Below are 23,958 nucleotides of genomic sequence, written 5' to 3'. Positions count from 1 at the left end.
GTTATTTATCCTCCCCAATCAGTAACGAGGATTCACTGGCATCAACAATTCTGCGCTGTAAAACCTGAAGTTCAGCTTCCAGCTTTGTAAGCTCTTCCTGATGAATATCCCGTTCAACTCGATTTTGCAGATTGACTTGTTGTTGCTCAATTTCTTCGAGAGTGCCCCAGTCCTGCTTCAAGATCGTGCCAAGTTTATCAAAAATCCCCTGACGACGGCTTAAGCCTTCCATTGAAACTTCCAGCTCAATGAGTTTCATCACCATTTCAGGCACAACGTCAAACCCCTGCGCTATCTGCACCAACAGATCTGCATCGCTGGCATCAAAGCGCGACTGATCGTCTACCACCCAGTCTAAATCCTGCTGATACACTTCGCGGTAAATCCCCGGTAGCGTGTCATACCAGTCTGGCTCATTAGGATCTTTCAACCACTCTTGACGAATCGCATGTAGCTCTGGTTTGGTAATTAACGTAATGGTATGGCCTTGAGCATTTAAATCGCGCTCAATCTCCAGCAATTCTTTGAGCCATTGCTGACGGTATTTTAGCCAGTAAGGACCTGGAACATGCTTACGCTCAGCCCCCGGCTCATCACTTTCTTTAGCGTACTGATAGCTCACCTTACCAGTACGGCGCTTATAGTTTCGAAACGTGTCTTTATTCACCGGATCGGTGGTAAATGCCAGCAGATCGCGATATTTCAGCAACGGAGACATCCATTCTTCGCCGTTTTTGATCAGACTTTCCATCGCTTTATCTTTAGTGACAACGGTACAGGTCCAACAGCCAAAACGCGAATTACCGCAGGAAGGAGTACTATCATCAATTACGAGAGGGCATTCCCCCTGTGCGGAAGAATCCATATACAGCGTCCACAGAGGACGGTTGTTTCCACCCCACGGGCTTTCCCATTCGTCGATATCTTCGGGTGCATAGCGGAACGCGCCGCGCAGTAGCTTCCAGACATCTTCTACATCCCAGGTATCAATGGGGGTATAGATGAACGCGTTTGCCAATGTGGTATGCCGGGCAAGGCGTGATCCATCAATCTTGTGCTTTGCGATTACCTGCGCACGAGAAGCACTTTCACTACTGCGCGAACCAAGTACGACGATGACTTCATCAAACTGGCTGACCTTATCTTTAATAAAGTCACTCACCGGATTGATTTTCATGCGCTCAGTGCACCAACGGAAACTACGAGTTGGAGCCGGATAACCTTTCCCCAGCAAATTGACCCAGAAGGTTTCATTCGTTTTAGGCGTTACCGCGTGTTGAGTGATCGGCAAGCCGTTACGCTTCGCTCCCGCCTCAATCTGCAACATCGTTTTCTTAATCAGATCCACGACTACCGGCGTTTCGACCAGCGTATCGGACGACACCACAAAAACATCTTTGCTGCGCATTTCCGGGGGCAGGCCGAGCAAGGCCAGATACACTAGCGTGATCACAGCGGAAGAATCTTTCCCACCGCTGTAGCCAATCACCCACGGACGCTTATCCGCACAATAAATTCGTTGAACCTCAGCAACATATTCGGCCAGAGGTCGTCCAGCGAACTGTTCCTGATTAATAAAATCTTCGTATTCGGCCAAATCATAGGCCTGAACTAATTTACTCATGAGACAACCATTTGAGCTTCAAGCTCCTGTTCTTCAGGAGTGAGGGGAATTGAGAGTGCGGTTTTTAGCGCATTGCAAGTTAACTGGATCGCGGTACTGGTTTTACTCAGCTTGCCATGTTGCATCGCACGCTTGATGAGGTCCGGATTGTTTCTACGCCAGTTAAATGTTTTGAGCGCGGCTATTTTCTCCGGCCATTGCTCAGGATAATCCGTCAGCAGGGTATATCCCAGTTGCCCAAGTGCCTGCAATCCAATGCCATGAGCGTGAACATAATCTTGTCGCAACTGAACCGGTGAAACTTCCTTTTTAGCCGCTAATTGCCAATCAGGCATTACACTAAAAATAGCCAGCCAATATTGGGTAGCAATGTGGGTGCATTCCTCAAAGTTATCCTCTTTGGGATCTTTGCCCAACAATGCGCGAGTAGCTTGCTTAATGCTGCTCAACGTAAATAGTTTATTCGACCGCTGGCTAATGCCAGATTTTTCCAGTTCCGTCATCCCAACAAACGGCTCTACTGACATTGCCAGATAACGCGCCAGATTCGAACAGGCATCGCGATGATCGTATAGCGACGCCAGCGATGGGCTGGGGCGAATGGCGTATTTATTCAGATCGGCGAACATCTGCTGGCTACGCTTTAAGCCTTCATCGACAAAGAACAACACCGGGATATTATCCTGGCCCAGCTCCGGTCGAGCGTCTAAAGCGTCTTCAATCGCTTTACGGCGATGTTGTCCATCATTGATTAGAATTTGCGCATCCATTGGTACACACAACGTCCCCAGGTTGTTAGAACCTGGAAACTCATCAAATTGAACGTCTACGGCAATGGAAGCCGTCAGAGCTGAAAACACATAATCTTTAGGGTTTTCCAACAAATAACGTACCATCTCGGGAATGCGCGATTTATTTAGCGTGCGCTGAGCGCGTAATTCCGGTGGCACATCATTTTCATCAAAACTGAATATTTTCGGGATGATACGCATCGGGCATGTGGCGATATAGAAAGGGCGACCAGCCTGAATGCCACGTATAGCCGGAAACGAGTAGCAGTAATCCGCATCAATATTAGCCATACTTTAATCCATCCAATGTATGTGTGAATCTGATGACGTGATATTTTACGTAATCCCCTTTGTGACATACAGCTTTTTTGACGTAATTTTTTGCGTACCAACATCCATTTTCCGTTGAAAAAAATGATTCGCCCAAATTTCTTTCTTCCCATCTTGAATCGAAAATTTTTTTTCATAACAAAATCATATAGATAAGAATGTAAAAAGGTATTTTAAAATCAAAAACACACTCAGAGGGAGTAAGAGTCATCAATGATTAACAAACGCGGAGGTGATCCCAGAAGAAAATGGACACAAAAAAAGCCGCCCTTGAGCGACTTGATTGTATCTTTTGGTGCCGAAGGCCGGACTCGAACCGGCACGTATTTCTACGGTTGATTTTGAATCAACTGCGTCTACCGATTTCGCCACTTCGGCACTGAAGGGGATGCGGAAACGTTCTGGATTATACCTGTCGGCAGCGGTCATGCAAGCGACAGCGTGTCGTCATTGCGCTAAGTGTTGAAAAAAACAGCGCTATCCTGCGCAGCGTCAGCTTTTACCACCGTTCCGGGGCGCAACTGCCACCAGCACCTCCTCTCACAACCCCCACAACCCCAACTCCACCTGCCAGCCACTCCCCTTTCCCCCTTTATCCCCCAAACCCCACTCAAAATCATCTCAAATTGTTCTCACATCACTCTCACCCGCATACCTCAACACAACCCAACGCTCCCCACCCATCCCCAATATCCACTCCCCAACTATTCCCCCAACCCCAACCTCCACCATTCCCATATATTCCAGAAAGTTTTAGCAAATGCCTTTTAGTTATTCATCCGCTCCGCGGCAAAACATTAATTTCATCAATATTTTTATAACTTTACATTAATGAAAAGTTTTCTTTTTGCCGTTTATTCCAGGATTTTCCTCAGGCGTGAAGGGTTCCGGTAAACACTATTTTTACTAGTCGCTGTACGAGTCTTGATGGACATATTCACTCGATGAATTAACTCAGGAGAATACTTGTGACGACGTTAAAACCTTTGCTGGCCCGCAACCGCAGCTGGGCGCTGCAGAAGTGTCAGCATGATCCGGACTATTTCGAAAAATGGATCGACGGGCAGAGGCCCCACTCGCTGTGGATCGGCTGCTCCGACAGCCGCGTGCCCGCCGAGGTGCTCACCGGCAGCCAGCCCGGCGAGCTCTTTGTCCACCGTAATATCGCCAACATGCTCGATCCCGCCGACGACAACGTCATGAGCGTCCTGCAGTATGCCCTCCACTACCTTGAGGTGGAGCGGGTGGTGCTCTGCGGCCACTACGGCTGCGGCGGCGTGCAGGCGGCGCTCTCTCTGCCCACCCTGCCGCTGGCGCAGGAGTCCTCGGCGCTGGCTCGCCGCATCGGCCAGCTGCGCCACACCCTGCATCACGAAATTGCGCAGATCGCCGATGACTGTTGTATTGCGGCCTCCCCCGGCGCCAGCACCAGCGCCAGCGCCAACGCGGAGCGTTCTCGCCATGCGCTGGACGCCCTGGTGGAAGCCAACGTTCGCGCCCAGTTCGCCCGTCTGCTGGAGAGTGAACCGGTGCAGACGGTGCTCGCCAGCGGGCGACCGCTCAGCCTGCACGGCTGCGTCTACGATCTGGCTTCCGGCCATTTAACCACCCTCGTCGAACACCTCTCACCGCAGGAGCACGCCCCATGAACACGCTTCGTCAGGACTCTCTCGCCGGCATTGTCGTCTTCCTTGTCGCCCTGCCGCTGTGCCTCGGCATCGCCCAGGCCAGCGGCTTACCGCCCTTCGTCGGCCTGCTGACCGGCATTATCGGCGGCCTGGTCGTCACCGCTCTCAGCCCCTCCCGCTTCGCCGTCAGCGGCCCCGCCGCCGGACTGGTCACCATCGTCGTCGCCGCCATTGAATCCCTGGGTTCCTTCTCCCTCTTCCTGATGGCGCTGGTGCTGGCCGGCGTGCTGCAGCTGCTGTTCGGCATCCTGCGGGCCGGGCGCTTTATCTCCCTCGTTCCCGCCAGCGTCATCAAAGGCATGCTGGCGGCGATCGGCATCCTGCTGATTATGCAGCAGATCCCCGTTGCGCTCGGCAGCGCAGAAGAGACCGGGCTCGTTGATATCGTGAAGGGTAACGCCACCTTCTCCCTCAGTGCTATCGCCGTCGCCGCGGGCGGCCTGCTGGTGCTATGGCTGTGGGGTTCGCCGCTTATCCGCCGGGTGAAGAGCCTGCGCTGGATCCCCGGGCCGCTGATCGCCGTCCTGCTCGGCTGCGTGACCACCCTGCTGCTGACCCATTTTGCGCCGCAGCAGCTGGCCGCTCTGCCGCGTATTACCCTGCCGGCGTTCGGCAGCCTCGGCGAGCTGCTGGGCGAGCTGGAGTCTCCCGCATGGAGCGCGTGGCGCAATCCGTCGGTGTGGGTGGTGGCGGTGACCCTGGCGCTGGTCGCCAGCCTCGAAACCCTGCTCAGCCAGGAGGCGCTGAAAAAGCTGCGCCCGCAAAATCCGCCGCCTTCGCCGAACCGCGAAATGGTCGCCCAGGGCGTCGGCAACCTGCTCTCCGGCGTGCTGGGGGCGATGCCGATCACCGCGGTGATCGTCCGCAGCTCGGTGAACGTCAGCAATGGCGCGCAAAGTAAACTGTCGATCTTTATCCACGGCGTGCTGCTGCTGATCTGCGGCCTGTGGTTCAGCGGCCTGCTAACCTTAATCCCGCTCGCCAGCCTCGCCGCCGTGCTGCTGTATACCGGCTATAAGCTGGCGACCCCGCGGCTGTTCATCGAGCAGTTCCGCCAGGGGGCGGCGCAGTACGTCCCGTTCCTCGCCACCATCGGCGGGATTATCGCCTGCGGCATGCTGGCGGGGATCGGGATTGGTCTTGCCACCCAGATGGCATTCAGCCTCTGGCGCAGCCATCGCCACTCGCTGCAGCTGGCGCGCTACGATGACCACTACGTGCTGCGCATCCAGCAGAATCTGACCTTTATGCACAATCCGCATCTGCTGGCCCTGCTGGCGAAAATTCCGGAAAAGAGCGTGGTGATCGTCGAGCACGACAGCGTCGGCTATCTCGACCCGGACGTGCGGGCGGTGCTGGATGATTTTGCCGAGAACGCCCCGCAGCGCGGCATCCGCCTTAATCAGTGGCCGCTGGCCAGCCGCTGACCTTAACGGGCGGCTGGTCCGCCCGCTGCGCGACCCCTCCGATTGCCAAGCGCCGGGGAATACCATGCTCTACACTTTCTGGGTTATCACGCCAACCCCAAGGAAATGAACATGAGCATCATTAAAAGCTACGCCGCCAAAGAAGCGGGCGCCGATCTGTCGCTGTGGGAATACGATGCCGGCGAGCTGCAGCCGGAAGATGTCGAAGTTGAAGTGGAATACTGCGGGATCTGCCATTCAGACCTGTCGATGATCGACAACGAATGGGGAATGTCGAGCTACCCGCTGGTGGCCGGTCACGAGGTGATTGGCCGGGTGGCGGCGCTGGGCAGCGCGGCGCAGGATAAAGGGCTGAAGATTGGCCAGAAGGTCGGCATCGGCTGGACGGCGCGCAGCTGCGGCCATTGCGACGCCTGCATCAGCGGCAACCAGATCAACTGTCTGGAAGGCTCGGTGCCGACCATTCTCAACCGCGGCGGCTTCGCCAATAAGTTGCGCGCCGACTGGCAGTGGGTGATCCCCCTGCCGGAGAGCATCGATCTGGCGTCCGCCGGCCCGATGCTGTGCGGCGGCATCACCGTCTTTAAACCGCTGCTGACCCACCACGTCACCGCCACCAGCCGCGTCGGGGTGATCGGCATCGGCGGCCTCGGCCATATCGCCATTAAGCTGCTGCGGGCGATGGGCGCGGAAGTGACCGCCTTCAGCTCCAACCCGGCGAAAGAGCAGGAAGTGCTGGCGATGGGCGCCGATCGCGTGGTGAACAGCCGCGATCCGGAAGCCTTAAAAGCGCTGGCCGGTCAGTTTGACCTGATCATCAACACCGTGGCGGTGGACCTCGACTGGCAGCCGTACTTCGAAGCCCTGGCCTACGGCGGCAACTTCCATACCGTCGGCGCGGTGATGAAGCCGTTCCCGGTGCCGGCCTTTACCCTTATCGGCGGCGACCGCAGTATCTCCGGCTCGGCGACCGGTAACCCGTCCGAACTGCGCAGGCTGATGAAGTTTGCCGGGCGCAGCAAAGTGGCCCCGACCACCGAGCTGTTCCCGATGTCGCAGATTAACGAAGCGCTGAAGCACGTTCGCGAAGGCAAAGCCCGCTACCGCGCGGTGCTGAAAGCCGACTTCTGATCCTTCTCTCCCGCCGGGCGGCCCGCTCGCCCGGCGTTTTCCCCGTCGCTTCATCAAACCGTCATCTCCCCGCCATGCCTCTGTAGTCATTGCTTCCCACAATCCGGGCTTCGATAAATGGCTGAACGAGATGCGCGTCACCATGAGAAATACCTGGCTTCCCTGGCTGATCCTGTCGCCTTCCCTGCTGTTTTTACTGCTGTTTACCTGGTTCCCGCTGGGGCGTTCGGTGTATGACAGCCTGTTTGATACCCGCATGGCCAGCGACGGCGCGCAGTACGTCGGCCTGGATAACTTCGTCCGCCTGTTTGCCGATAACGTCTTCTGGCAGTCGCTGGGCAATAATCTGCTCTATATCCTGCTGACGGTAGTTCCCGGGGTGACGCTCGCCCTGCTGCTGGCGGTCGCCCTCAGCGAGAACCATCGCGTCAACCGCTGGCTGCGCACCGCCTTTTTCTTCCCGATGATTATCCCGATGGTCAGCGCCGCCGCGCTGTGGCTGTTTATCTTTATGCCCGGCCTCGGCCTGCTCGACCACTATCTGGCGAAGCTGTTCGGGCCGATGAACAACAACTGGCTGGGGCGCAGCAACAGCGCGCTGCTGGCCCTGGCGCTGATCGGCGTATGGAAGTTCGCCGGCTACTACATGCTGTTTTTCCTCGCCGGGTTGCAGAGCATTCCGGCCTCGACGCGGGAAGCGGCGCTGATGGAGGGGGCTACCCGCACGCAGGTCTTTTTTAAGGTCACGCTACCGCTGCTGCGCCCGACCCTGAGCTTTGTGATCACCACCGCGCTGATCTACTCCATCACCCAGATCGACCACGTGGCGGTGATGACCCGCGGCGGGCCGGACAACGCCACCACCGTGCTGCTCTATTACATCCAGAATCTCGCCTGGGATACCCACGACCTCGGCAAAGCCTCCGCCGCCACCTTCCTGACCCTGGCCGGGCTGTTCGCCTTCTCGCTGATTAACCTGAAACTGCTGGAGAAAGGAGCCCACTATGAGCGCTGACATCTCGCCGCTGCTGGTCCGCACGCCCGCCGCCGCCCGTCCGCTGTGGCTGCGCCTGCGCCGCTCGTCGCCCTTTACGCTGACGGTATTAATGTGCTGCCTGGCGCTGCTGTGGATCAGCCCGTTTATCTGGATGCTGGCCACCTCGTTCAGCGCTACCACCTTCGGGGAAGATATGGCCTCGCTGCTGCCCCGCCTGCCGCTGACCCTCGATAACTTCCGCGACGCCTGGAACAGCGCCGACTGGCTGAGCCTGTACGCCAACACCCTTATCTTCACCTTCGGCACCTTCTTCGTGCAGCTGTTGACCATCACCACCGCCGGGTACGTCTTCGCCTGCCACGAGTTTCGCGGCAAGCCGACGCTGTTTCTCCTGTTCCTGGTGCAGCTGATGATCATGCCGGTAGTGATGATGGTGCCGAACATGCTGACCCTGAAAACCTTCGGCCTGCTCAACACCCTCACCGGGGTGATGATGCCCTACTTCACCTCAGCGTTCGGCGTGTTCCTGATGCGTCAGGCGTTCCTCGCCATCCCGAAAGAGCTGGAGGAGGCGGCGCTGATGGAGGGCTGCCGCTGGTGGCAGGTGCTGTTCCGCGTGCTGCTGCCGATGTCCTGGCCGTCGGTGCTGGCCTTCGCCACCGTCAGCATTACCTACCACTGGAACGAGTACCTGTGGCCGCTGATGATGCTCAACGATCCCGATAAGCAGGTGCTGACCGTCGGGCTGGTCTCCTTCGCCATGGGCGCCGAATCCGGCGGCCAGTGGGGCACCATCGGCGCCGGGACGCTGATGGTCTGCCTGCCGCTGATGCTGGCGTTCATCCTTTTTCAGAAACAGTTCCTGCGGAGCTTCGGCTTCTCCGGGATCAAATAAGGAGTGATTCATGCTGTTAGCACACATTTCCGATACCCATTTCCGCAGCCGCGGCGAGAAGCTGTACGGCTTTATCGACGTCAATGCCGCCAACGCCGACGTGGTCTCCCAGCTTAACGCGCTGCGCGAGCGCCCGGACGCGGTGGTGGTGAGCGGGGATATCGTCAACTGCGGCCGCCCGGAGGAGTATCAGGTGGCCCGCCAGATCCTCGGCAGCCTGAACTATCCGCTGTATCTGATCCCCGGCAACCACGACGACAAAGCCCATTTTCTGGAGCATCTTCACCCGCTGTGCCCGCAGCTGGGCAACGATCCGCAAAATATGCGCTATGCGGTGGATGATTTCGCCACCCGCCTGCTGTTTATCGACTCCAGTCACGCCGGCACGTCAAAAGGCTGGCTGACCGACGAGACCATCAGCTGGCTGGAGGCGCAGCTGTTCGAGGGCGGCGACAAACCGGCAACGGTGTTTATGCACCACCCGCCGCTGCCGCTGGGCAATGCGCAGATGGACCCGATCGCCTGCGAAAACGGCCACCGTCTGCTGGCGCTGGTGGAGCGTTTCCCGTCGCTGACGCGCATCTTCTGCGGCCATAACCACAGCCTGACCATGACCCAGTATCGCCAGGCGCTGATCTCCACCATCCCCGGCACCGTCCATCAGGTGCCGTACTGCCACGAAGACACCCGGCCCTATTACGACCTCTCCCCGGCCTCGTGCCTGATGCACCGTCAGGTCGGCGATCAGTGGGTGAGCTACCAGCACTCGCTGGCCCACTACGCCGGCCCCTGGCAGTACGACGAAAACATCAGTTGCCCAACGGAAGAGCGCTAACCGCCATGCTCAGTCTGCAAAACATCAGTAAACGTTTCGACGGCAAACCGGCGCTCAGTGCCCTGTCGCTGGATATTCACGAAGGCGAATTCGTGGTGCTGGTCGGCCCGTCGGGCTGCGGGAAAAGCACCCTGCTGCGCCTGCTCGCCGGGCTGGAGCCGGTCAGCGAAGGCCAAATCTGGCTGCATGATGAGAACATCACCGCCACCACGCCGCGCGAGCGCAACTTCGCGATGATCTTCCAGAACTATGCCCTGTTTCCGCATCTGTCGGTGCGCGACAACATCACCTTCGGCATGAAAGTGCGCAAGGAAGAGAAAAGCAGCTGGCAGCCACGGGTGGATAAAGTGGCGCAGATGCTGCAGCTGGAGGCGCTGCTTGACCGCAAACCGGCGAAGCTCTCCGGCGGCCAGCGCCAGCGGGTGGCGATGGCCCGGGCGATTGTGCGCAATCCGCGGCTGTTCCTGATGGACGAGCCGCTCTCCAACCTCGACGCCCGCCTGCGCAGCGAAGTGCGCGACAGCATTATGGCCCTCCACCAGCAGCTGAAAACCAGCACCATCTATGTGACCCACGACCAGACCGAGGCGATGTCGATGGCCGACCGCATCGTGGTAATGAACGGTGGCCACGTACAGCAGGTCGGGCGTCCGGAGTATCTGTATGCCAATCCGGCCAACCTGTTCGTCGCCGGATTTATCGGTTCGCCGGCGATGAACCTCTTGTCGCTGCCCTGCGTCGACGGAGCAGTACTGTTGGGAGAACAGCGCCATCCGCTGCCGCCGCGCCACCGGGATCAGACCCGCGTCTGGCTGGGCGTTCGCCCGGAACATATTACCGACCGCGTGGAGGAGGGCCATCTGCGCCTGCCGGCCACCGTTCTGCAACGAGAACTGATGGGAGCCGATTACCTGCTCCACGTCAGCACCCCGATCGGCACCCTGCGCTTTAGCCGCCGCCACCGCGGCACGGTGCCGGAGAAAGGCGAGTCGCTACTGGTCGGCTTCTCGCCTGCCGATGTGCATCTTTTTCATGCTGAGACCCAGCATAATTTACTGATGGAGTGTAATCATGTTTAAACCTCTTACGGTAGTCGCGGTTGGCCTCAGTCTTGCCCTGAGCGGCGCGGCGCTGGCAAAAGAGAAAATAGACTTCATGTTCCCGGCGCCGGTGGACGGCAAGCTGACCATGGAGATGACCCGCGTCATTAAGCAATTCAACGACTCGCAGCAGGATGTCGAAGTGCGCGGCATCTTCACCGGCAACTACGACACCACCAAGATCAAAGCCGAATCGGCGCAGAAGGCCGGCCAGCCGCCGGCGCTGGTGATCATGTCCGCCAACTTCACCACCGATCTGGCGCTGAAGGATGAGATCCTGCCGATGGACGAGCTGTTTAAATATGGCGATCAAAAGGCCGGCGATTTTCTGCAAAAGGAATTCTGGCCCGCGATGCATAAGAACGCCCAGGTGATGGGCACCACCTATGCGATCCCGTTCCATAACTCGACGCCGATCCTCTACTACAACAAGACGATGTTCGATCAGGCCGGGATCAAACAGCCGCCGCAGACCTGGGCCGAGCTGCTGGCCGATGCCAAAAAGCTGACCGACGAAAGCAAAGGCCAGTGGGGGATCATGCTGCCGTCGACCAACGACGACTACGGCGGCTGGATCTTCTCGGCACTGGTGCGCGCCAACGGCGGGAAATATTTTAACGAAGACTATCCGGGCGAGGTCTATTACAACTCGCCGACCGCCATCGGCGCCCTGCGCTTCTGGCAGGATCTGATTTACAGGGACAAGGTGATGCCGTCCGGGGTGCTGAACTCGAAGCAGATCAGCGCCGCGTTCTTCTCCGGCAAGCTCGGGATGGCGATGCTCAGCACCGGCGCGCTGGGCTTTATGCGCGAGAACAGCAAAGATTTTGAGCTTGGGGTAGCGATGCTGCCGGCCAAAGAGCAGCGTGCGGTGCCGATCGGCGGCGCCAGCCTGGTGAGCTTTAAAGGCATCAACGAGGCGCAGAAGAAAGCGGCGTATCAGTTCCTGACCTATCTGGTGAGCCCCGACGTGAACGGCGCGTGGAGCCGCTTTACCGGCTACTTCTCGCCGCGCAAGGCGTCATATGATACGCCGGAGATGAAGGACTATCTGCAGCAGGATCCGCGGGCGGCGATCGCGCTTGAGCAGCTGAAGTACGCCCATCCGTGGTACTCCACCTGGGAGACCGTGGCGGTGCGTAAGGCGATGGAGAACCAGCTGGCGGCGGTGGTCAATGATGCCAAAGTGACGCCGGAAGCGGCGGTTCAGGCAGCGCAGAAGGAAGCCGACGCGCTGATGAAACCTTATGTGGATAAGACCGCGCTGGCGGAAGTGAAGTGACGCTTTACCCGTCATCGTCACCCTCACCCTGGCCCTCTCCCTGAGGGAGAGGGGACGGTACAGCGCCGTGGTTAAGCCCTGAATCCGGGAGAGGGAACTGTCCGGCGCCGTGGTTGAGCCCTGAATCCGGGAGAGGGGACGGTACGGCGCCGTGGTTAAGCCCTGAGTCCGGTTGTGAAAGGAAAAAAAGCAGGCCATACCCGGTATGGCCTGAAAATGTCACAACGATTAGATCCCTGCCGTTTCGCGGATATATTTGCGCGCTTTGACGGCGTATTCGAAAGGATTGGCCAGAGCAGGATCCTGCTCGGCTTCCACCACCATCCAGCCTTTATAGCCAAAGTCGTCAAGCAGCTTGAACACCGGACGGAAATCGATCACCCCGTCGCCCGGGACGGTGAAGGTGCCTTTTTTCACGCCGTCGAGGAACGACAGGCCGTCGCGGCGCACCTGGTCGATCACCGGCGGACGGACGTCTTTCAGGTGAACGTGGTTGATGCGCGGCAGATACTTTTTGAGGATCGCCAGCATCGGCGCTTCGCCGCCTTCGGAATACCAGGCATGGCCGGTATCGAACAGCAGGAAGACGCGCTCGTCCACCAGCGACATAAATTTGTCGATTTCCGCGGTGGTCTGAATGCCGGTGCCCATGTGGTGGTGCAGACAGACCTGCATCCCCTTCTCCGCCGCCAGGCGGCCGAGGGTGTTATAGCCTTCCGCTACCCGCTGCCACTCTTCGTCGCTGAAGCACGGCTTCGCATCGCCGAGGATCGGTTTATCCAGCCCCTGGATGCTGCCGCTCTGCTCGGAGCAGCCAATCACTTTCGCCCCCATCGCATGAAGGAAGTTCATGTGATTGACGAATTCATCAATGGTTTTTTCCCGCTGGCCGTTGGCGAAAAAGGTGCTGAACCAGGCGTTGCAGATCTGAATGCCGCGGATATCCAGCATCGGCTTGAGGACCGCCGGGTCGCGCGGATATTTGCTGCCGACTTCGCTGCCGGTAAAGCCGGCCAGCGCCATTTCGCTGACGATCTGCTGGAAAGTGTTTTCGCTGCCGAGCTCCGGCATATCATCGTTAGTCCAGCCGATCGGGGCGATAGCCAGTTTGACGTTATCTTTGTTCATAGTAGGGCTCCTGCCGCTGCGCCTTAGCGGCGCAGCAATTCACGTTCAATAAGTTCACGGGTTTCCACTGCCTGGTATTTCATTTTTTCCGGGTAGCCAAACAGCGAGGTGGCGACAATCGGCTCCCCGCCGACCTTGAAGGTCTGCTCGGCGAATTTCATTTCGCGCAGGGTGCGGAACAGCGCGTCGAAATCCACATCCCCTTCCCCGACGCCTACATGCTGGTGCACCACGGCATCCACGCCCGGCGGGTTAACGATATAGCGGCAATGTTTCGTATGATTGCGGGTGTCCGCAATCAGGACATGGGAGAGATCGCTCCCGGCATAGCGCAGCATGCTCGCCACGTCGCCGACGCCTTTGTCGTAGAAAAAGGTGTGCGGCACGCTGTAGACGTACTTCACGTTATCGCTGCGGAACGATTTCACAATATCGACGGTTTCATTGTTCTCTTCGCAGAAATCCCAGGGATGCGCCTGGATCTCCACGCGGATGCCTTCCCGCTCAAAAATCGGCAACAGCTCTTCCATGGAGCGATAGAACATTTCATCGCAGATTTCGGGCTGATTCGGATCGCCGGAGAACTCGGTGTTGATCACCTGAACGCCCATCTCCACCGCAATTTCCACCAGCCGTTTCCAGTTTTTCACCGCCGCCTGACGGCGCAGTTCGTCCGGGCCAGACCAGCGGTAGACGCAGATAAACGACGACAGCTCAAGGCCGGTATCGCGCAGCGCCTGCTTGTACTCCGCCATGATCTCCCGGCTGGCGCGCGGGTGCTTGTAGAACGGGTTAATCTGCGGGTGCGGCGACTGTTCAATGTACTTGTAGCCCCACTCCGCTACCTGATGGACCATGCGGGTGATCCCGAGGTCCTTAATGACATCCACATCAAAGGCAATTTTCATCGTCGTTACCTGTGCAAAGAAGTTCCGTCAGCAAAACGCGCTTAACGTTTGTAGAATGCCGGGCACTCAGGCAGCGTCACCTCAACCGGCTCGCTGGTTCCCTGCGCTTTAATGCAGGCGTCCGCCGCCACCGATGCCGCGTAGCCGTCCCAGGCCGACGGGCCGTGCAGCTGGCCGGCTTTGACGTCGTTGATAAAGGCCTGCAGCTCGACGTCGTAGGCTTTGATAAAGCGGTCTTTCCAGTCGGTGAGAATGGCGGTCGACAGGCTGGCGGACTTGCGCATCTGGACGGCAGACGGCTCCGGCAGACGGGCAATCCCGGTTTCGCCGACCACTTCGCACTGGATGTCATACCCGTACTGGCAGTTCACAAACACTTCGACGTCGATCAGGGTGCCTTTTTTGGTTTCAAAGGAGACGATCTGCGGATCTTTCAGGCGCGCATGGGTGTGCGAGGTGGAGCGCGGGAAGCGCACCTGCACGGAACGGTAGTCATCGTTCAGCAGCCAGCGCAGCACGTCCAGCTCGTGGATCAGGGTGTTGGTGATCGCCATATCGGTGGTGTAGTTCTCGCCGACCGACTGGTTGCGGTGGGCGCAGCGCAGCATCAGCGGCGCACCGATATCGCCATCGTCGATCACTTTTTTCAGCGCCAGATAGCCTTCGTCGTAGGGGCGCATAAAGCCAACCTGCACCAGGCGACGGCCGGCCTTCATTTCAGCATCGACGATGCGGCGGCAGCCTTCCGCAGACATCGCCAGCGGTTTTTCGCAGAACACCGGCTTACCGGCGGCAATGGCGGCCAGGGTGTACTCTTCGTGGGTCGGGTCCCAGGAGGTGACCAGGATGGCATCGACATCGCTGGCGTTAATCACGTCGTGGCCGTCGGCGTAGACTTCCGCCTGCACGCCCGGCAGCGCGACCGCCGCACGGGCGTTGTCGGCATTGATATCAGACACCGCCACAACGGTGGCGCCCTGCAGAACCTGGGTGCAGCGACGGATGTGTTCTTTACCGATAGCGCCAGCGCCGATGACACCTAATTTGAGCGACATAATGGTTTTCTCCGTAAGTCTGTAGGATTCAGGGTAGAGGTTCGTTTTAGTAATCACGCGCCTGGGCGCGCTTTTCATTAATCATTTGCGCCACCTTGCGGATCCGCTCAGAGAGCGCCGTCTGGGCGACCCCAACGTTCCACCAGCTGCCGTATTTGTGCACCATGGTCTTCGGCAGCACTTTAATATCAATCAGAGTGCTGACCGTTTCGCGACGGGCGGCGTCCAGCGCGTGGCGCAGTTCGTCCAGGGTGGTGACGCGCCAGGTTTTGCAGCCGTAGCCGGCGGCGATGGTGGCGAAGTCCACCGGCACCAGGCCGCCCTGCAGCTGGCCGGTTTCCGGCTGGCGGTAGCGGAACTCGGTGCCGAAGCTGTCCATCCCGTGCTCCATCTGCAGGTTGTTGATGCAGCCGTTGGCCATGTTGTCGAACAGCACGACGTTGATCTTCGCCCGCTCCTGCAGGGAGGTGACCAGCTCAGAGTGCAGCATCATGAAGGAGCCATCGCCGACCAGGGAGTAGACTTCGCTCTGCGGCTGCGCCAGCTTCACGCCCAGCGCGGCGTTGACTTCGTATCCCATGCAGGAGTAGCCGTACTCCACGTGGTAGGTGTTTTCCGCGCGGTTGCGCCAGACGCGCTGCAGATCGCCGGGCAGGCTGCCCGCCGCCGCGACGATCACCGCCTCGGCCGGCAGCGTTTCATTCAGTACCCCAAGGACGCTGCTCTGGGTCAGGGTGGAGTCGGTGATCTGGCGGAACTCGCGATACACCGATTCGCGATCGAGATGATCGTCGATCTCCGGCACAAAGGATTTTTCCTGCCACACCGCCTGGTAGACGCGCTGGGTCTCTTTTAACTGACGGCTCTGCACGCTCTCGATCTGCGCGCCCCAGCCGGCCTGCCAGCCGCTGTCCGCCAGCGCCGCGTCGAGGGCGGTCATTGCTTCCCGGGCGTCCGCCAGCATGGCAATGCCGTCCAGCTTCCAGGCGTCGAAGTTGCTGACGTTAATATTCAGGAAACGCACCTCCGGGTGCTGGAAAATCCATTTCGAGGCGGTGGTAAAATCGCTGAAGCGGGTGCCGACGCCGATCACCAGGTCGGCCTCTTTCGCCAGCAGGTTCGCCGCCAGACAGCCCGTCTCGCCGACGCCGCCGACGTTCAGGGGGTGAGACGAGACCACCGTCCCCTTCCCGGCCTGGGTTTCGGCGAAGGGCACCCCGTAGCGCTCGGCGAAACGGGACAGCGCTTCGCCCGCGCCGGAGTATTTCACCCCACCGCCGCAAACGATCAGCGGTTTACGGCTGGCTTTGATGGCCGCCACGGCGTCCGCCAGCTGCGCGGCGCTGGCCGGGCGGCGGTCGAGACGGTGCACGCGGCGCGCAAAGAAGGATTCCGGGTAGTCCCAGGCTTCACCCTGCACATCCTGCGGCAGGCACAGCGTCACCGCGCCGGTTTCCGCCGGGTCGGTCAGGACGCGCATGGCGTTGATGCAGGCGCTCATCAGCTGTTCCGGGCGGGTAATGCGGTCCCAGTATTTGCTGACTGCGCGGAAAGCATCATTGGTGCTGATGCTGAGATCGTAGCTCTGTTCAATCTGCTGGAGCACCGGATCCGGCTGGCGGGTGGCGAAGACATCGCCCGGCAGCAGCAGCAGAGGGATGCGGTTGGCGCTGGCGGTGCCGGCGGCGGTGATCATGTTGGCCGCTCCCGGACCGATGGAGGAGGTGCAGGCGATAATCTGCCGGCGCAGGGCCTGGCGGGCAAAACCGGTGGCCGCGTGGGCCATTCCCTGCTCGTTGCGCCCCTGATAGACGCGCATATCGCCGCTGTCCTGCTCCAGCGCCTGCCCCAGCCCCAGGACGTTGCCATGGCCGAAAATCGCGAAAATGCCTTTCACGAATTTCAGCTCTACGCCATCCACTTCCAGGTACTGGTTATCGAGGAACTTCACCAGCGCCTGCGCCGTTGTCAGTCTCAGTTTGCCCATGATGCACAATCCTTATTGTTCAGTATTTGTGTGTGGCGTCGCGCCGATGCCGCCGGGGCCGTCGTTCACGTCACTGGAATACCTGTGGATTATAGGCAAACATTTTTTTCATTAAATACAAATACAGAAGAAATATTTCATTTTGCGAGAGGGATCAAACTCTCTACCCATTTCATACGTTTCACTTACATTCCTGACACGTTTTCGGACCCGTTTTTGCCGCGCCACACGACAATATCCCCTTAAAAATCATAGGTAAAGAAACCGCTTCCGGCGTTTCACTTTCCCCTGGGGCGACAGAGGGGGCGATCCGCGCTCGCGCGAGGCTCAGTGCGGCAGAGTGGTAGATCCCTCACACTTTTGGTTTTTTAATTTCGAACGAGTTTGCAAATGAAATATTTATTTCTCAAACTAAGGGTAACCAATAACCCTCAGGCTGTTCACGGAGTCGACGTCGGGATCCCGACCCTTCCAGGCAGCAGACACCAAAAAGGAAATCCTAGCTATGAATGCAGCAGTAAAGCGGCTCGACATCATCTGTATAGGTCGGGTGGCCGTCGACCTCTATGCCCAGCAGATCGGTTCGCGGCTAGAAGACGTTGCCAGTTTCTCTAAATATCTGGGCGGCTCCTCCGGCAACGTGGCCTTTGGCACCGCGATTCAGGGGCTGAAATCGGCCATGTTGGCGCGCGTTGGCGATGAACACAACGGCCGTTTTCTGCGTGAAACGCTCAACCGCGCCGGGGTGGATACGGAGTATCTGATCACCGACAAATCCCGCCTGACCGCGCTGGTGATGCTGGGGATTAAGGATCAGGAGACCTTCCCTCTGATTTTCTACCGCGATAACTGCGCCGATATGGCCTTAACGCCTGACGACATCAGCGAGGAGTATATTGCCTCCTCCCGGGCGCTGGCGGTGACCGGCACCCACCTGTCGCACGCCAACACCCGCGCCGCGGTGCTGAAGGCGCTGGAATACGCCCGCCGTCACGGCCTGCGTACCGCGCTGGATATCGATTACCGTCCGGTGCTGTGGGGGCTCACCTCGCTCGGCGATGGCGAAACCCGTTTCATTGAGTCCGGGCCGGTCACCAGCCAGCTGCAGGAAGTGCTGCATCTGTTCGATTTGGTGGTGGGAACCGAAGAAGAGTTTCATATTGCCGGGGGCAGCACCGATACCCTGACCGCGCTGAAAAATGTGCGCAATGCCACCAAAGCCACCCTCGTCTGCAAACGCGGGCCGATGGGCTGCGTGGTGCTGGAAGGCGATATCCCGGACAGCTGGGACCAGGTGCCGCTGCAGCAGGGCGTGCGCGTGGAGGTTCTCAATGTGCTGGGCGCCGGGGATGCCTTTATGTCGGGCCTGCTGCGCGGCTGGCTCAACGACGAAGGCTGGGAGCAGGCTTGCCGTTACGCCAACGCCTGCGGCGCGCTGGTGGTTTCCCGCCACGGCTGCGCGCCAGCGATGCCCACCAAAGTCGAACTCGATGACTACCTGCTGCGCGCCGAATCGGTGCCGCGCCCGGACGTCGACGAGCGCCTCAACCACCTGCACCGGATCACCAGCCGCCGTCAGCAGTGGCCGGAGCTGTGCATTTTCGCCTTCGACCATCGCAAACAGCTGGCCGACCTGGCACGGGAGACCGGGCGCGATGAAGCCTGCATTCCGCAGCTCAAGCTGTTGTTGTTAGCCGCGGCCGAAGCGGCGGCGCAGGAGGCGGGTCTCGATCAGCGCAGCGGCATTCTGGCCGACGGCACCTATGGCCAGCGTGCGCTCAACGCCATTACCGGCAAGGGCTGGTGGATCGGGCGCCCCATCGAGCTGCCCAGCTCGCGACCGCTGCGTCTGGAGCATGGCAACATCGGCTCGCAGCTGATCGACTGGCCGCTGGAGCATGTCGTCAAATGCCTGGTCTTCTATCATCCTGCCGACCCGGCGGCGCTGCGTGCAGAGCAGGACGCCCTGCTGCTCGAGGTGTGGCAGGCCTGTAACAAGTCAGGCCATGAGCTGCTGCTGGAGGTGATCCTGCCGGAAAATGGCCCGGACAAAGACGAGCGCCATTACCACACCATGCTGGAACACTTCTATCAGCTGGGGATCAAGCCGGACTGGTGGAAGCTGCCGCCGCTCTCCAGCGCCAGCTGGCAGCAGATCACCGCCCTTATCGAGCGCGAAGATCCGTGGAGCCGCGGGATCCTGATCCTCGGCCTCGACGCGCCTTCCGACAAACTGCGCGCCGGTTTCGCCGAGGCGGCCGCACACCCGATGATCAAAGGTTTCGCCGTTGGGCGCACCATCTTTGGCCTGCCGTCGCGGCGCTGGATGCAGGGTGAGCTCAGCGATGAGGCCCTGATAGAGGAAGTGAAACGCAACTACCTGACGCTTATTGGCTACTGGCGCGAAGCCCGCCGCTGATCCCCCGACGCCCGTCTCCGTCACCTTGCGGAGCGGGCGTTTTTCTGTTTCTTCGTGAAATGAATCGCGTATTTCGTCGCAATAAATGAAAAATTCGCTTCATTTGGTACACTGGAAGCCATATTCCTTCCATTTTCTCAGAGCGCACTCTATGGCCAATAACCCAACACAGCTGACCATCCTGCAGGATGAAATCAGGCGTCGCTACGATACGTTAAGCAAACGCCTGAAACAGGTCGCCCGCTATATCCTTGATAACAGCAATAGCGTGGCTTTCGATACCGTGGCCTCCATTGCGCAACAGGCGGATGTTCCCCCTTCCACGTTGATTCGTTTTGCCAACGCCTTCGGCTTCAGCGGCTTTAACGAAATGAAACAGATGTTCAAGCAACATTTGATGGAAGAGACCGCCAACTATACCGAGCGCGCCCGTCTGTTCCGCCAGACCACCAGCGATGAGTCCAGCCCGCCGGAAACGCCGACGGAAATCCTCAATATGTTCACGATGGTGAACAACCAGGCCCTGCAGCAGCTGGCGATGCAGACCTCCAGCGATGATCTGGAGCGCGCGGTGGCCCTGCTGGGCGAAGCGGAAAATATCTACGTCATTGGCCTGCGCCGGTCGTTCAGCGTCGCCTCCTATCTGACCTATGCGCTGCGCCACCTCGATCGCAAAGCCTTTCTGATCGACGGCCTCGGCGGCATGTTCACCGAGCAGCTGAGTCTGGTCGGCCCGAAAGACGTGGTGGTGGCGGTGAGCTTCTCGCCGTACGCCCGGGAAGTGGTCGAGCTGGTAGAGCTGGGCGCGCAGCGCAAAGCGCGACAGATCGCGATTACCGACAGCCAGGTCAGCCCGCTGGCGGCCTTCAGCGATGTCTGCTTTGTGGTGCGTGAAGCGCAGGTGGATGGCTTCCGTTCGCAGGTTGCTTCCCTGTGTCTGGCCCAGACGCTGGCGGTTTCGCTGGCGCTGAACAGCAGTCAGGAGTCCGAGGCCAAGCAGAAGGCGTGAGATAAGTCGCCTGGCGTTTGTGACCCGGCGGAGTTGTATAGGCTTACGGGAGGATCCCGTAGGCCGGATAAGGCATTTATGCCGCCATCCGGCACAGCCACGGGTACGGTGCCTGACTGCCCGGCGGCGCTGTTGCTTGCCAGGCCTGGAGTATAGGGGCTTACGCGAGATCTCGTAGGCCGGATAAGGCATTTATGCCGCCATCCGGCACAGCCACGGGTACGGTGCCTGACTGCCCGGCGGCGCTGCGCTTGCCGGGCCTAAGGTATATGCGCCTGCGGGGTGCCAGAGATAATGTTATTGGTATGCAACTTTATTAATCCGGGAAAAGCGTTTGTCGCATGTGATTTCAGCGCACATTGCGCTCCCGGTTAATCGTCTACGTTATGCCTGGCATGGCGCAGGGAGCGCACAGGGGGCGGCCAGTCGCCGCCGCCCCCTGTACCCCCGGGCTCCGGCCAGCAAAATCGCCACTGCGTGGTACCTTCGACTTATCCCTGCAGGCTTCGGGTCGGGCCGAGGCAGCATCCCTGCAAAACACGGCCCTCAGCCCGCATCCATGCGGGCTGCCCCGGCCTTCCGGGAACGTCTCAGCGATTTTGAGGCCGTCAGCACCGGCAGTTTCAGTCGCACAAGTGGGTCAATCAACGGCAGGTCGCACGACCCCCTGGACGGGCAAGGCGTGAGCCGCCGCCCGGCATAAAAGCGGCTCCGTGCCCGCGGTCATCGCCCGGCGGTGCTGCGCTTGCCGGGCCTACGATATATGAGCTTACGGGAGGATGCCGTAGGCCGGATAAGCGTAGCGCCATCCGGCACAAGACGGGTATGGCGCCCGAAGTGTCCTGCCCGGCGGCGCTGCGCTTGCCGGGTCGGAGAGTGAGATTCCGCGGAGCGTTTCGCTAACAAACACCCGCCGCCCTCAAACAAGAAGGCCGGTTAGCATCGCTAACCGGCCTTTTTTATCCGCTTCTGCAAAGCGCGTCAGTCGTGGCGCGGGTACTCCGGCGTGTTGATCCAGGCGTGGTCATCTTCCCAGGTGAACAACCATTTCCGATCCGGCCCGGCCATCACGTTCAGATAGTAGCTGTCGTAACCGGCAATCGCCGCCACCGGGTGGTAACCACGCGGCACCATCACCACATCGTGGTTGTAGGGCGCCATACAGGCGTCCAGGCTACGGTCGTCGGTGTAGACCCGCTGGAAGGCAAAGCCCTGCGGCGGATCGAAGCGGTGATAGTAAGTCTCTTCCAGCTGCGTCTCTTTGCCCGGCAGGGCGGTATCATGCTTATGCGATGGCCACGAACTGGTGGCCCCCTCGTCGGTGTACACTTCCACCACCAGCAGGCAGTCAGCCTCGGCGCTGTCCGGCAGAATATTATGCACCCGGCGCTGGTTGCGCCCTTTCCCGCGATGCTCTACGCCGACGTCTTCCGGCCGAATGAGTCGTGCCGGGAAGCGGCCTTTGCCCGGCGCGCTGCATACCGCCAGCTCCAGATCGGAATCGGCGGTTACCTCGACTTTATCCTGCGGCGGGACGTAGACCGACCACGGCGGGGTGCGTTCAAACGGCGACATCCGTTTACCGAGATTCGGGAAATCGGCATGCTGCGTTTTCACCGACGCCAGCCCGGCGACCAGCACCAGGCATAGCTCGCGATCGCCGCTCTCCAGCGTCACGGTCTGCCCTTTTTTCAACATCCAGACATCAAAGCCGATATAGCGCCAACCGGCGCTTTGCGGCGTAATATGCTGGATCTGTCCCTCTTTTCGCGATTTAGCCAGTAACGACATGGCGCTCTCCTTCGCCGATTAACCTAATGTCGGCATGCTGAATTCAGATACGGTCTGCTGCCCTGCCGGCCAGCGTACGGTGGCGGTCTTCATGCGCGTGTAGAAGCGCACGCCGTCCGGCCCGTGGACGTTCAACGCGCCAAACACCGAGCGCTTCCAGCCGCCGAAGCTGTGGAACGCCATCGGCACCGGGACCGGCACGTTCACCCCAACCATCCCCGCCTGCACGTCGTGGACAAATTCACGCGCGGTGTGGCCGTTGCTGGTGAAAACGGCGCTGCCGTTGCCAAACTCGTGGCTGTTGACCAGCTCCAGGGCGCTGTCATAGTCCGCCGCGCGCACAATCCCCAGCACTGGTCCAAAGATCTCTTCGCGCCAGATGGTCATCTCCGGGGTGACGTGATCGAACAGGGTGCCGCCGACATAATAGCCCGCGTCGTAACCCGGCACGCGCAGTTTGCGGCCATCGACCACCAGTTTTGCCCCTTCGCTTTCGCCTTTATCAATATAGCCGAGCACTTTTTTCTGGTGGGTATCAGACACCACCGGTCCCATCTCGTTCTCTTCCTGGCCGCGCATGCAGCCCGGCCCCACTTTCAGCGCTTCCACCAGCGGCTTCAGGCGGGCGATCAGTTTGTCGGCGGTTTCATCTCCCACCGCCACCACCACCGGCAGCGCCATGCAGCGCTCGCCTGCGGAGCCAAAAGCGCCGCCCATAATGGCGTTAACGGTGGCGTCGAGATCGGCATCCGGCATCACAATCGCGTGGTTCTTGGCGGCGCCGAAGGCCTGTACGCGCTTGCCGTGGGCGCTGGCGGTCTTGTAGATATACTCCGCCACGCCGGAGGAGCCGACGAAGCTCACCGCCGCAATACGCGGGTCAGTGTACAGCTGCTCGGCATCTTCATTGCTGCAGTGCACGACGTTAAACACGCCGTCCGGCAGACCGGCCTCTTTCAGCAGCTCTGCCAGACGCACGGCGGCCGTCGGCGCCAGCGCCGGCGGCTTGAGAACGAAACTGTTGCCGCAGGCCAGCGCCAGCGGGAACATCCACATCGGCACCATCGCCGGGAAGTTGAACGGGGTGATCCCAGCCACTACGCCCAGGGGCTGCATCAGCGAATAGCTGTCGACGCCGGTGCCGACGTCAGAGGAGTATTCGCCTTTAATCAGGTGCGGGATCCCGCAGGCGAATTCGACCACTTCCATGCCGCGGGTCAGCTCGCCCAGCGCATCCGACCACACTTTGCCGTGCTCGCTGACGATGATCCCCGCCAGCTCTTCCACGTGCTGCTCCAGCAACATTTTGAAGTTGAACAGCACGCGGGCGCGGCGCAGCGGCGTGGTACGGGACCAGCTGTCAAACGCATCGCGAGCAACCTGAATCGCCTCGGAGACTTCCTGCGCGGTTGACACCGTGACTTCGCGCACCGCTTTGCCCGTCGCCGGGTCGTATACCGGCATCGTTTCGTTGCTGCTGCTGATAACGGTTTTCCCGCCAATAAAGTTTCCTGTGATCGTCATGTTCTCGCCTCATAGTGAAGGGGGCCAGCGCACACCG

Annotated in this window: 18 protein-coding genes and 1 tRNA gene; 10 read left to right on the top strand and 9 right to left on the bottom strand. The window is 59.6% G+C overall.

From position 1 onward, the window contains the following. Position 1 precedes the first annotated feature (1 nt). From dndC to SPE70_RS02460, 3 genes are all read right to left on the bottom strand, one after another. Positions 2-1,624 (bottom strand): DNA phosphorothioation system sulfurtransferase DndC, encoded by a 1,623-nt coding sequence (gene dndC, locus SPE70_RS02470; RefSeq protein WP_064170683.1) that lies wholly within the window; start codon positions 1,622-1,624, stop codon positions 2-4. Next, entirely contained in the window at positions 1,621-2,706 is a 1,086-nt protein-coding gene (dndB, locus tag SPE70_RS02465) for a DNA sulfur modification protein DndB (protein ID WP_058330575.1), read from the bottom strand. Before dndB ends, dndC begins: the two co-directional genes overlap by 4 nt. Before the next feature lie 332 nt (positions 2,707-3,038). Continuing rightward, positions 3,039-3,123: transfer RNA gene (locus tag SPE70_RS02460), tRNA-Leu, on the bottom strand. Between the two features lie 590 nt (positions 3,124-3,713). Here SPE70_RS02460 and SPE70_RS02455 point away from each other — a divergent pair. The 8 genes from SPE70_RS02455 to SPE70_RS02420 all read left to right on the top strand — a co-directional run bounded on the left by SPE70_RS02455 (position 3,714) and on the right by SPE70_RS02420 (position 12,100). Beyond that, positions 3,714-4,394, top strand: a complete 681-nt coding sequence (locus SPE70_RS02455) for a carbonic anhydrase (RefSeq protein ID WP_040147021.1) — start codon at positions 3,714-3,716, stop codon at positions 4,392-4,394. Continuing rightward, on the top strand, positions 4,391-5,860 hold the full coding sequence (locus tag SPE70_RS02450; protein WP_048974541.1) for a SulP family inorganic anion transporter: 1,470 nt from the start codon (positions 4,391-4,393) through the stop codon (positions 5,858-5,860). The genes SPE70_RS02455 and SPE70_RS02450 overlap by 4 nt, the downstream gene beginning before the upstream one ends. A 111-nt stretch (positions 5,861-5,971) precedes the next feature. Further along, positions 5,972-6,991, top strand: coding sequence for an NADPH-dependent aldehyde reductase Ahr (gene ahr, locus SPE70_RS02445; RefSeq protein ID WP_008807108.1), 1,020 nt, complete (start codon positions 5,972-5,974; stop codon positions 6,989-6,991). Positions 6,992-7,121: 130 nt separating this feature from the next. Beyond that, on the top strand, positions 7,122-8,006 hold the full coding sequence (locus SPE70_RS02440; RefSeq protein WP_168443369.1) for a carbohydrate ABC transporter permease: 885 nt from the start codon (positions 7,122-7,124) through the stop codon (positions 8,004-8,006). Then, positions 7,996-8,883 carry a carbohydrate ABC transporter permease gene (locus tag SPE70_RS02435; RefSeq protein ID WP_064170685.1) on the top strand — a complete coding sequence of 296 codons (888 nt, stop codon included), beginning with the start codon at positions 7,996-7,998 and terminating at the stop codon, positions 8,881-8,883. The genes SPE70_RS02440 and SPE70_RS02435 overlap by 11 nt, the downstream gene beginning before the upstream one ends. Before the next feature lie 10 nt (positions 8,884-8,893). Beyond that, positions 8,894-9,718, top strand: coding sequence for a phosphodiesterase (locus SPE70_RS02430; protein WP_064170686.1), 825 nt, complete (start codon positions 8,894-8,896; stop codon positions 9,716-9,718). 5 nt (positions 9,719-9,723) lie between these two features. After that, positions 9,724-10,797 carry an ABC transporter ATP-binding protein gene (locus tag SPE70_RS02425; RefSeq protein ID WP_064170687.1) on the top strand — a complete coding sequence of 358 codons (1,074 nt, stop codon included), beginning with the start codon at positions 9,724-9,726 and terminating at the stop codon, positions 10,795-10,797. Further along, positions 10,790-12,100 carry an ABC transporter substrate-binding protein gene (locus SPE70_RS02420; protein ID WP_064170688.1) on the top strand — a complete coding sequence of 437 codons (1,311 nt, stop codon included), beginning with the start codon at positions 10,790-10,792 and terminating at the stop codon, positions 12,098-12,100. Before SPE70_RS02425 ends, SPE70_RS02420 begins: the two co-directional genes overlap by 8 nt. 228 nt (positions 12,101-12,328) lie before the next feature. Here SPE70_RS02420 and iolE read toward each other — a convergent pair whose 3' ends face one another. From iolE to iolD, 4 genes are read right to left on the bottom strand one after another with little or no spacing between them, the layout of a single operon-like run. Then, a complete protein-coding gene (iolE, locus tag SPE70_RS02415; protein WP_002886970.1) occupies positions 12,329-13,228 on the bottom strand; it encodes a myo-inosose-2 dehydratase in 900 nt (299 codons plus the stop codon). A gap of 23 nt (positions 13,229-13,251) precedes the next feature. Next, the gene (locus SPE70_RS02410; RefSeq protein ID WP_004152193.1) at positions 13,252-14,136 is read right to left on the bottom strand and encodes a sugar phosphate isomerase/epimerase family protein; all 885 of its coding nucleotides are present in this window, start codon (positions 14,134-14,136) and stop codon (positions 13,252-13,254) included. Between the two features lie 41 nt (positions 14,137-14,177). Beyond that, complete coding sequence (locus SPE70_RS02405; RefSeq protein WP_004152192.1) at positions 14,178-15,191, bottom strand: bifunctional inositol 2-dehydrogenase/D-chiro-inositol 1-dehydrogenase; 1,014 nt, start codon at positions 15,189-15,191, stop codon at positions 14,178-14,180. Positions 15,192-15,237: 46 nt separating this feature from the next. Beyond that, positions 15,238-17,178, bottom strand: coding sequence for a 3D-(3,5/4)-trihydroxycyclohexane-1,2-dione acylhydrolase (decyclizing) (gene iolD, locus SPE70_RS02400; RefSeq protein WP_004152191.1), 1,941 nt, complete (start codon positions 17,176-17,178; stop codon positions 15,238-15,240). Positions 17,179-17,683: 505 nt separating this feature from the next. Here iolD and SPE70_RS02395 point away from each other — a divergent pair. Both SPE70_RS02395 and SPE70_RS02390 read left to right on the top strand, forming a co-directional pair. Next, positions 17,684-19,597 carry a bifunctional 5-dehydro-2-deoxygluconokinase/5-dehydro-2-deoxyphosphogluconate aldolase gene (locus SPE70_RS02395; protein ID WP_064170689.1) on the top strand — a complete coding sequence of 638 codons (1,914 nt, stop codon included), beginning with the start codon at positions 17,684-17,686 and terminating at the stop codon, positions 19,595-19,597. A gap of 151 nt (positions 19,598-19,748) precedes the next feature. Next, positions 19,749-20,606, top strand: coding sequence for a MurR/RpiR family transcriptional regulator (locus tag SPE70_RS02390; protein ID WP_004152190.1), 858 nt, complete (start codon positions 19,749-19,751; stop codon positions 20,604-20,606). Positions 20,607-21,587: 981 nt separating this feature from the next. Here the strand turns inward: SPE70_RS02390 and iolB are convergent. After that, a complete protein-coding gene (gene iolB, locus SPE70_RS02385) occupies positions 21,588-22,397 on the bottom strand; it encodes a 5-deoxy-glucuronate isomerase (protein WP_022065407.1) in 810 nt (269 codons plus the stop codon). An 18-nt stretch (positions 22,398-22,415) separates the two neighbouring features. Next, positions 22,416-23,921 (bottom strand): CoA-acylating methylmalonate-semialdehyde dehydrogenase, encoded by a 1,506-nt coding sequence (locus SPE70_RS02380; RefSeq protein WP_004146794.1) that lies wholly within the window; start codon positions 23,919-23,921, stop codon positions 22,416-22,418. Between the last annotated feature and the right edge of the window lie 37 nt (positions 23,922-23,958).

This window comes from Klebsiella sp. ZJOU C1 (genome assembly GCF_035620215.1).
Classification (GTDB): Bacteria; Pseudomonadota; Gammaproteobacteria; order Enterobacterales; family Enterobacteriaceae; genus Klebsiella; species Klebsiella variicola.
The sequence above is the reverse complement of the archived record's forward strand: the minus strand, read 5'-3'. Positions and strand labels throughout refer to the sequence as shown.